The organism is Streptomyces sp. NPDC001204 (assembly GCF_053598035.1).
The window spans coordinates 44288-52601 of sequence record NZ_JBSFJL010000049.1; the positions used below are offsets into that span (position 1 = coordinate 44288).

An 8314-nucleotide genomic window follows, 5' to 3' on the forward strand; every position below is an offset into this window, starting at 1 on the left:
CCGCATCTCGGGGGAACCTCAGCTGTTCAGGAGCGGTGAGGGAAGTCCGCTTGGGCCGTGCGGTACAGGCCGATGATGAGAAGCGCCGCGGAGCCTGCCCAAGGGAGCATGTCGGAAGGGTGTGCCGCGGGCCAGGCCCACCAGTGGGCTGTCTGTTCCGGTCCGTAGCCGAAGACTGAGACCGTCAGGGCGAGCAGCGTTGGGATCACTGTCGAAGCGTGATTTCCGAGAATCGTTCTGCCGATGAGGGCGAGTCCGGTGTAACAGGCCAGGTTGCGTACAGCGGATTCAGTGATGGAGCCATTGGCGCTGCTGATCCATCCTGCTGCAACCGGGACTGCCACAGCGGCCGTTGCTGCCACCACCGTGATGGCGAGGAGGGAATCGAGAGCGGCGATGCGTCGTACCGCTGTGGTCTCGATCGGGGTGGGCGTTCCGTAGCAGGCGTTGAGGGCGATGGCCGGCGCCAGTGGGGCGAAGAGAGCGAACGGGACGTTAGCTGACGTCGCTCCGCCCAACTGGGGCAGCGGCAGGCTGGTGTCTCCGAGGGCAAGGGTCACAACCCAGAACCCGGTGGTGACGATCGCGAGGAGGAGCGTGCGCCGTGTGTGAAGCCACCATGTCATCGTGGCATGCACCGGACCTGGGCGATGGTGGAGCGGTACCAGGCTTTCTGGTTGCCCAGGCTGTCGTCGAGAACATGTTCGACGGGTTCCCATGTCCGTGGGTCGGTTCGGTGCTGGGCTTCCTGCGGACTCATGCCCGCCCGTACAGAGAGCCAGGTACGCAGCTCGTCTTCGGATTCGAAAGCCTGTTGTGCGGCCCTGGCCGGGTCTGCCGGGCAGTTGGTCTGGCTCTCGTCGTCTGAGTCGTTGACCAGGACCGTGGTGAGATCGGCGACAAGACCGGCCACGATGTCCTCGCTGGTGTAGCCGGCATCCTGCCTGACCGTGACCGTCCACTGATTCCGGCTCGGGTGCTGGTTGTCTTCGGTGACCACTTTCGGCGAGGTCACTCCGACAAGACGCAGGCGTGTGACCGCTGTGCTCACCGTACGGGACGTCTCGCTGAGGCGGGGCGTGTGCTCGGGCCAGACACACACTCGGGTGCCCCGGGAGTCGGTGCAGACCAGTTCGGACTCAGGACGCGTCTGGACCGCGTCGGGGCCGAGATGGTTCACAAGGCTGACGCCGCTGACGGTGGTGGCCATGGCGGCTACTACCGACAGCGCGACGCCCGCGTACGGCACGGAGTCGGGCAGGCTCCCCAGACGGGGGGCGCGCCGCGACGCAGCCACTGCGGCAACTGCCAGGCCGGCCAGGCCGACAGCCACAAGCACCGGTGCCAGGATGCCCGCGGGGTCGACCGCGAAGGTGTTCATGCAGCAGCCATGGGCCGGCCGAGTGAGATGACGCAGCCACAGAGGCTCGAGTGCAGGCGGATACACGTTCCACAGGTAGTCGCCGACCAGAGTCACCGGGACGGCGGCTACGGCGGGCAGCCATATTCCGATCGCGTAGCCGGCGAGGACATGGGCGCACAAGATGGCGCCCGCCGATGCCATGATCCTGACATCCGGCCACCCCGGAGCCGACTCCATCTGTAGGCGAGTCACGGCGAGCGCTGCCGCGAGGGCGAGAAGACCCAGCAGCCCGACCGGCGCGAGGGAAGCCCCGGCGATCTCCCACCCGTTGCGGGTCGGGGTCCCGTCCCCGATTTTGGCGCGGCGGAGCCTACTGGCTTCCCACGCCGCACACGCCGCGGTCACCGGCGCGATGAAGATCAGAGCGGAGGCCGCCTTGGCAGTGGCGGCGGTCCAGTAGCCGTCCAGATCACCGGAGACGTAGTCCGAGGAGACATAGAGGACCACGATGAAGAGAAGCAGGGGAGCGGCGAGAACGGCGGCGTTGGAACGCGGGTGGAAACGGAAGAGCACTATGCTTCGCCTCCACCGAGAACTGCGGCGTAGGCGCCGTCTGCGAGCCGACCTGGCGCGGTGTCATGCGGGGCCTGGGCGTGGAATTCCTTGACCGTACCGCTGAACCGGACCGCCCCCTCCGACAGGACCACCACATGGTCGTACACCTCGGACAGGTCCTCGGTCTGGTGTGTGGAGGCGATGATGTCGGCATTTTCGGAGAGCTGCTCGACGACTTTCCGGAACGTGCCCCGCTGTGCGGGGTCGAGACCCGCTGTCGGCTCGTCCATCAGAACGAGTTGGGAAGAGTGCACCAGTGTCTGGGCCACGCCGACCCGGCGAAGCTGTCCACCGGACAGCGACGATGCCTGCTGGCCCGCTTTCTTGGCGAGTCCGACGCGACCGAGTGCCTCCAGCGCTCCGTCCCACGCTTCTCGCCGTGACATGCCCTTGAGCCAGCCTGCGTAGGCAACCTGTTCCTGGCAGGTCATACCTGGAACGGGTGTGATGTGCTGGGGCATCCAGCCCACTTGACGCCGATACGTGCGTAGCTGGGAACGCAGGGCGGGGTCGAGTCCCGCGAAGGAGACGGTGCCGGAGCGGGGCTTGAGGGCGGAGGCGGCAAGAGCCAGAAGCGTGGTCTTGCCCGCGCCGTTGGGCCCGAGCAGCACAGTACGGCCCGAGGGGAAGGCGAAACTGAGTCTGTCAAGGACGACCGGGCCCCGCCGGTACTGATAGGTGCAGGAGTCGAACTCGACAGACACAGCCTCACAGCCTTCTTACGGAGATTGTCGTTGCTTCAGTGCGCTGCTCAGTATCGGACGGAGACCGAGTTCACCTTCAGGTAGTAGCCCGACGGGCTGTCCTGGATCTTCGTCACCGTGAAGTGGTAATTGCCCTTTGGCTGGACGCCGAAAGCGTGCGAGTCGGAACTGCTGCAGTGGAAGGTGTAGCGGCCTCGGTCCTCGTTGGGCTCAACAATCGAAGTCTCGCGGGTCAGCTGCAACTGCGTGTTGTCGACCGGGGCGCCCAGCCCCCCCATTGCTGCAGCCGCTGAGGGATATGGAGGTGCTCACGCTGTCGTTGTTGTTGTCGGTCCACGTCCGGGAGTCGAACCCGGTGCGGACCCCGTTCATGCTGGAGCTCCAGCTGCCTTCAGCGTGGGCCGGTATCGCGCCGGCGAGGACGACAGCCGCAGCACATCCCGTGACAGCTGCGATCACTCTCTGTCTACGGCGTTGTCAAGTTGCGTTATGTGGAAGGTGAGTTGTGGCGTTTTGATGGCGCTCGGGTGCCGTGCCGGGCACGGTGCTCAGGCGTGCGCGGCCGCGCCGGTGACGGTCTTCCAGAGGCGGAATCGTTCGGTCATCTCGGCACGGTAGCCACTCGTTGTGATCAGATGCCGGCGGGGCCGGAAGAGTGTCGAGATCCTTGAGAACGCGGCGAGGAATCTCTGCGCCGCACCCGTTGAGCGGAAGTTCTTCATAGCCCTCTCGCGCTGCCTCGTGGGCTGATGGCTGTTCTCTGCACGGTTGTTCAAGTACTTCGAGCTGCGGTGCTCCACCGAGGGCATGGCCTCGCGGTGGGCGACGCCGTAGCTGCGGAGCTTGTCCGTGACGAGTACACGGGGTACGTACTCAAGATCCTTCAGCAGCTTGCGGAAGAAGCGTTTCGCAGCCCGGCCATCACGCTTGCTCTGCACCAGAATGTCCAGGACGTTGCCGTCCTGGTCGACGGCCCGCCAGAGATACCGCCTCTTCCCGTTGACTTTGATGAACACCTCGTCCATGTGCCACTTGTCGCCCGGGCGGGGCCGGCGGCGACGCAGGTTCCGGGCGTAGGCGGGGCCGAACGTCGCGCACCAGGCACGGACCGTCTCGTACGAGACCGTGATGCCCCGCTCGAACAGGAGCTCCTCGACCTCCCGATACGAGAGTGGGAAACGGTGATACAGCCACACCGCGTGACCGATCACCTCGGCCGGGAACCGATACCCCTTGTACGACGGCGACACCTCGGACTCCACGACCGGCCCCTCCCGCAACGATCACCACCAAGAGCATCCCACGCCCCTTCGGCAACCTGACAGAGCCGACGCTCGAAGTCGCGCCGGCCTACCTCTCCGACACCGACGCGGCCGACGTCCTGGCGCTGCTGTGCGAGGAGATCGGCGAGCTCCTCGAGAACGGCCTCGCTCCCCGCCGCTACGCGATGTCCGGCGACCGCCGGGCCCTGCACGGCACCGTCCTATGACCGCTGCTGCCGTATAGATAGGGCCAAGCTTCGCAGACCGGTCGTCAGCTGGTGGACCAGGCACGCAGCTGCGCGGCGATCTCCTGAACCCGGGCGCCCTTGGCGCGCATGACGAGCGCGAGAGCTTCCTCCGGCTCGTAGTGCAGGTACTGGCCGTTGGTGCCAGAGGGAAAGCCGTGCCGCCGCTCGAACTCGCCTGTCATTGCCGTGAGAGTCCCGGAGACTCTATCTGTCCACGAGGCCAGTGACGTTTCGGAGGCCGGGATAGACGCGATCAGCTCGATGGCGCGCGCCGTGGGCAGCGGCAGGGCCCGCAGCTCTGCGTCCGTGACTGGGATGACCCGGCCGTCCGGCAGCTCATAGCCACGTCCTACGGGGCCGATGCGCAGCGGGTCGACGACTGGTGCGACGCGGAGTACCGCGAGGTCACCTTCGGAGATTCAGCTCGGCCGCGGCGCGTTCGCCGAGGGCACGCAGGCCTCTGATCAGGGTATTCATGGTGCGAGTGTCCTCGTGGAGGGCCTGCTCGGACTGGCCTTTCGGGCGGCGGACCGGGACGCGGATGCCGATGCCCGCGCCGATGTAGCCCTTGTCCGCGAGGGTCGGCAGCCCCTCAGCGGCGGCCTTGTAGAGCGCGGGCAGGACGTGGAGCCGGGCGGCGGTGATGTCCGGGGTGGAGCCAGGTTCGACCTCGGAGACCCATAGCGGGGTGCCGTCCGGGGCCGCTAGGAACTGGACGTTGCCGCCGAACTGCTTGTGCTTCTGGCTGAACCACAGGTCGTTGCCGTTCTCGCGGACCCCGGCGACGCGGTCGCTCTCGATCAGCGTGCCGTCCAGCACCAGGTGCGTCATGCCCACCTCCTGGCATCTCCTCAGAACTTCGTGCAGGTCGGGCGCCTGCTCGGCGAGGACGTCGATGCCCTCGTGCAGGTAGCGGTAGCCGGTGGCCTGGGAGACGCCGGCGTCGCGGGCCAGGCAGTGCACGCAGCCGCGCTCACGGAACCAGCGCAGCACCAGGACGGCCTGGCGGAAGGGGCCCAGCGCCCGTGAGCCGCGCGGGGTTCGCAGTCGGCGCCTGTGGGCGGCGAGCAGGCGGGCGAGGGACTCGACGATGTGGCGAGGGATGTCGAGCGTGGCAGCATAGGTCACCAACGTGAAACCTCTGGGTACAGCGGACATGATCTTGGCGGACCTGTCCTACCAGGGGCCTCACGGCTGTATGTGACCGGGGGCGCCCGCAACTTCACACCGATTCGGTGGACTTGGGCGCCGGTCGTGACCCCGCCAGGCAGTGTCGGCCGTGGAAATCTACGCATGGGTCTGGCTTCGGCGAGCATCGTAGGGCTCGATATATCCGATCGACACCCTGGTCGCGATCGCGTTAGCTGGACGGCATGTCCGAGATGTGTACCGATCGTCTTCTGCTGCGCCGGTGGCGGGAGTCCGACCTCGAACCATGGGCGGCGATGAACGCCGATCCCGAAGTCCGAGAACACCTGGGGGACCTGTTGACGCGGGAGCAAAGCGATGCCGCGGTGGCATCCATGCAGGCCGTGTTCGACGAGCGAGGTTTTGGGTGGTGGGCGCTCGAAGTGCGGGAGACCGGTGAGTTCATCGGCCGCGTCGGCTTGGACGAGGTGGGCGAGGACATGCCGTTCGCGGGGGTGGACATCGGGTGGCGGTTGATGCGTTCGGCGTGGGGTCACGGTTACGCCAGTGAGGCCGCCCTGGCCTGCCTGTCCTTCGGCTTCGAGGTTATTGGACTGCCGGAGGTCGTAGCGTCGACGACCGTACGCAACCTTCGCTCCCAGGCAGTGATGCGCCGGATAGGCATGACCCGAGACCCGGCCGACGACTTCGAGGATCCGAGCGTGCCGGAGGGGCCGCTTCGCCAGTGTGTGCTGTATCGGATCCCGGCAGGGATGTTCACGGCCCCGACCACCGGGCGGGATGCCGCCAGGAGTCCGCGAGCCCGCGGAGATCTTCACTGAGAAAACCTCAGTGGCTTCGTTCACTTTTAGGGGCAGCGTACGACTTCCGCGCCCTCGGCCGCGGGAGGCACATCCTCGACGGCAGATGGCCGCCAGCAGACCTGACCCGCCTGGCGGAGGCCGCAGCAGCGGGCCCTTGCCCGGCACAAGGCACACCAGCGCCACCGTCGGCGACCGAGCACGTTGGAGAGGCGCTGGAGCGGATCGCACCCGAGGTGGCGCCGCAGCTCACTTGAAACGCGCTGCACACACGTGTCCTACCTCACTATCGAGGCCGCTGGGCAACCCTTCCGGCGCTGAAATCTTCTCCTTGGCATGAAGATCCTTAAGAGGCGGCCTCGCCTACTCATACTCCTGACCCTGGCCGTGGTGGCGGCCGTGACGGTGACCGTCGTCATGGTCATCCAGGCGAACAAGATGGAGACGCTCTCCCCGCGCGAGGAACGTGACCGGGCCGTGTCTGGAGCAGGCGTACCGTCGGGGCAGGTGGACTGCCGGAAGGTCAAGTGCATCGCGCTCACCTTCGACGGTAACCCGGGCAAACCCAACGACCGACTGATGGACCTCCTGAAGGAGTACAAGGCGCCGTCGACGTTCTTCCTTGAGGGCCGGCGCATCCACAAGTTCCCGGACGTGGTGCGGCGGATCGCCAAGGACGGCCACGAGATCGGGGACCACACCTGGACGCACGCGGTGCTGACCGATGTCTCTGATGCGCAGATCCGCGACGAGCTGCGCCGCACGGCACGAGCCATCTCCAGCATCACCGGCAGTGAGCCGACGCTGATGCGCCCGCCCCAGGGCCGCACCGACGACCGCGTCTCCAAGGTCTCGAAAGAACTGGGCATGGCGCAGGTGCTGTGGACGGTGACCGCGAAGGACTACGAGACGGACGACAGCGCACTGATCACCAAGCGCGTGCTCGCTGGCGCCGGCCGCGACGGGATCATCCTGCTCCACCCGCTACACAAAGGCACCGTGCCTGCCATGCCTTCCATCCTGAAGGCGCTCAGCAAGCAGGGCTACACCTTCGTGACCGTCTCCCAGCTGCTCGCTCCGGCCAAGGCCGAGCCCGGCAAGATCTACAAGTGACTGACGCGCGAAGCGTCCGCCTCCGGCTCTGGCGGCGCCGCCGCCGAACCCGGCCCCGCCTGAGGTCACGGTGACCACGCAGGACTCGAGTCCTGCCGTAATAACGGACTGCACCTTCTACGCCTCCAAGCCCATCCACAGCGGTTCCCGGATGGCGGGTACCGGAGGCATCAAGACGTGCTCGGGCGGGCCCGTGGCCTGTACGAGTGAGGTGGACCTCGAGCTATACAACGAGTTCTCGAACAGGTGGATGACGATAGGGACCGCGCGCCAGCCCCAGTGCGCGCCGCCGCTGCGGTCGTCGACCGCGGCGCAGGACTGCGTACACCACCCCGGTGACCCGACGGCTGCCTGCCGTATCACGACGTACGGGACCATGGTGAGCAAGGGCGGCTCCCATGGCTCGGGTATGGCGAACAGCCCCGTTCTGTACGTGTCCTGCGTGTAAGGGGAGGTTGGCGGGCCTGCGGCTCTCCGCGGGCCCGCCACTCGCTGGAGAGAGGACTGATCATGACCTCGGACCACCACATGGTGTGGCGTCGGTGCGTTCACCTGGGCCGTGTCCTGCTGCCGCTGGTGGACCAGGAGCCGTGGCGTCAGGATCGCCGCCGCGAAAACCTGCGGGCCTGGGGCATCGACACGGGAGTAGGGGAGCGGCTGATCGAGATCTTCGCGGCCTTGGCAGCCCATGCTGTCGCGGTGGACGCTTCCGTGCCCGCGGCGGAATTCGACGCCCTGGCCGTCAGTACCGTGGCCGAAGCCGCGATCGGCAAGCAGGATTACGAACTGCTCGCCGGCCTCCCGGGCACCTTTGTTGACGACCGCGACGAACACGCTGTCAAGGTCTTCCGCCTGTACGCCTACGAGGGTGATCAGTACAGTCTCCAGCTCATCCGGCTGAGCAGGGAAGTGCGCCATGCACTGGTCGTCCTCGCCGAACGCTCGCCGGCGCCGTCCCCCACGTGCCAGGGGCCGTTGCATGATCGCGATCCGTCCGGATTGCCGGGCTGGCCCGGCGTTGGAGCGGACGTCCCGGTTCGGGCAGGGGGCGAACGCAGTG

At 66.8% G+C, this 8314-nt stretch carries 10 protein-coding genes; 3 read left to right on the forward strand and 7 right to left on the reverse strand.

The features are described 5' to 3' along the window. Positions 1-26: 26 nt before the first annotated feature. From ACWC91_RS39020 to ACWC91_RS39050, 7 genes are all read right to left on the reverse strand, one after another. Positions 27-626 carry a hypothetical protein gene (locus ACWC91_RS39020; RefSeq protein ID WP_281157333.1) on the reverse strand — a complete coding sequence of 200 codons (600 nt, stop codon included), beginning with the start codon at positions 624-626 and terminating at the stop codon, positions 27-29. Continuing rightward, entirely contained in the window at positions 623-1936 is a 1314-nt protein-coding gene (locus ACWC91_RS39025) for a DUF7224 domain-containing protein (protein WP_281157334.1), read from the reverse strand. The genes ACWC91_RS39020 and ACWC91_RS39025 overlap by 4 nt, the downstream gene beginning before the upstream one ends. Next, positions 1936-2682, reverse strand: coding sequence for an ATP-binding cassette domain-containing protein (locus ACWC91_RS39030; protein WP_281157335.1), 747 nt, complete (start codon positions 2680-2682; stop codon positions 1936-1938). The genes ACWC91_RS39025 and ACWC91_RS39030 overlap by 1 nt, the downstream gene beginning before the upstream one ends. A gap of 47 nt (positions 2683-2729) precedes the next feature. Beyond that, positions 2730-2960, reverse strand: a complete 231-nt coding sequence (locus ACWC91_RS39035) for a hypothetical protein (RefSeq protein WP_281157336.1) — start codon at positions 2958-2960, stop codon at positions 2730-2732. 270 nt (positions 2961-3230) lie between these two features. Next, on the reverse strand, positions 3231-3944 hold the full coding sequence (locus ACWC91_RS39040; protein ID WP_281157337.1) for an IS6 family transposase: 714 nt from the start codon (positions 3942-3944) through the stop codon (positions 3231-3233). A gap of 271 nt (positions 3945-4215) precedes the next feature. Then, positions 4216-4374, reverse strand: coding sequence for a hypothetical protein (locus ACWC91_RS39045; protein WP_281157338.1), 159 nt, complete (start codon positions 4372-4374; stop codon positions 4216-4218). A gap of 223 nt (positions 4375-4597) precedes the next feature. Beyond that, positions 4598-5320 (reverse strand): transposase family protein, encoded by a 723-nt coding sequence (locus ACWC91_RS39050; RefSeq protein ID WP_450642883.1) that lies wholly within the window; start codon positions 5318-5320, stop codon positions 4598-4600. Between the two features lie 245 nt (positions 5321-5565). Here ACWC91_RS39050 and ACWC91_RS39055 point away from each other — a divergent pair, with 245 nt between their 5' ends. The 3 genes from ACWC91_RS39055 to ACWC91_RS39065 form a co-directional block, all read left to right on the forward strand. Then, positions 5566-6162, forward strand: coding sequence for a GNAT family N-acetyltransferase (locus ACWC91_RS39055; protein ID WP_225080777.1), 597 nt, complete (start codon positions 5566-5568; stop codon positions 6160-6162). A 315-nt stretch (positions 6163-6477) separates the two neighbouring features. Further along, entirely contained in the window at positions 6478-7254 is a 777-nt protein-coding gene (locus tag ACWC91_RS39060; RefSeq protein WP_225080778.1) for a polysaccharide deacetylase family protein, read from the forward strand. A gap of 510 nt (positions 7255-7764) precedes the next feature. After that, positions 7765-8314 (forward strand): hypothetical protein (locus tag ACWC91_RS39065; protein WP_450642885.1); only part of this gene is annotated, 550 nt, incomplete at its 3' end.